The organism is Nonomuraea sp. NPDC001684 (assembly GCF_053596515.1).
In genome coordinates this window covers 1-1,301 of sequence record NZ_JBSFGJ010000872.1, presented here as the reverse complement: position 1 = coordinate 1,301, position 1,301 = coordinate 1, and the positions used below count along the sequence as shown (strand labels likewise).

Sequence of the window (1,301 nt, the reverse complement as noted above, 5' to 3'; positions counted from 1 at the left end):
CGGTTCAGGGCCCCCATGTAGATCTTGCCGGCCTTCTGGATGCTGACGCCGGTCACCGAGGACGGGCCGCCGGAGCAGATCGGGCTGGAGGGCTTGCCGCCGCCGGGGTTGTTGCCCTCGGCCAGCAGGTAGAACCAGTGGTTGAGCGGCCCGGCCGCCGAGTGCACCTCGGTGTTGGGGATGGAGGAGGAGTAGCAGTTGGGGTCGCCCAGGGCGCTGGGGTTGTACATGTTGCGGATCGGGCCCTGGCCGACCAGGTCCACCTCCTCGCCCACCAGGTAGTCCGGCGGGTCGTTGGGGTTGTTGGCATACGCCTCGGTCAGCGCGCCGAAGATGTCGCCGGTGCCCTCGTTGATGCCGCCGTTCTCGTTGCCCGAGCCGGCGCCGCCGGGGGTGGTCTGGAAGACGGCGTGGCCGAACTCGTGGGCCACGACGTCGATCGGGGTGGCCTGCTGGGTGTTGGCCTGGTTGTGGCCGAAGTTGGTGTAGCTGCCGTTCCAGTAGGCGTTGACGTCGGCCAGGCCGACGCGGGCGGGGAAGCCGCGGCCGCTGCCGTCGATGCCGCTGCGGCCCAGCCAGTCGCGCAGCATGTCCCACTCGCGCTGGACGCTGAACAGGGCGTCGACGCAGGCGGTCTCCAGGTTGGTGCCCGAGCCGTTGCCCCAGGCGTCGTCGGTGCCGGTGTAGGCCGAGCCGCCCTGGCCGCCGCAGGCGATGCCGGGCCGGGTGGTGTCGGTCATGGAGTAGGAGCTGCCTGAGCCGCTGGTGTTGATGGTGACCTGGCCGTAGTAGAAGCCGTTGCCGCTGCCTTCGCGGACCAGGTCGACGGCGTCGGCGACGGCGCCGGTGCGGGCGTCGACGTAGACGTTCTGCACGCTGGGCTTGCCGTCGGCCAGGCCGGAGACCTTGACCTCCCAGGCCGGCCTGGGCGTCGCGTCCTTGGCGAGCACGACCAGGCGGGGGGCGGTGCTGTCGTCCACGCGGGACAGGCGGGCCTTGGCGGTGGCGGTGGCCTTGGCCGCCGAGATGGTGGCCTTGGTGGCGACGTCACGCGTGGTGGGGCCGGCGGCCGAGACGGTGTCGCGCACGTTGCCGGCGGCGTCGGTGACCACGACGGCGTCGCCGCCGATCACGGGCAGGCCCTTGTAGGTGCGCTCGTAGGCGACGTAGAACATGTCACCGGCGCCGGGGGTGACCCGGACGCGGCTGTAGGCCTCGTCGGGGCCTCTGCTGAGGTTGTCGAGCTGGCTGGAGACCGCCCTGTCGGCGACCGCCGCGGCGAGCGAGGCGGGGTCTGCCGC

At 71.9% G+C, this 1,301-nt stretch carries 1 protein-coding gene; it reads right to left on the bottom strand.

The genetic code is table 11. From position 1 onward, the window contains the following. On the bottom strand, positions 1-1,301 hold a 1,301-nt coding region (locus ACWCSD_RS52670; RefSeq protein ID WP_449927495.1), incomplete at both ends, for a M4 family metallopeptidase.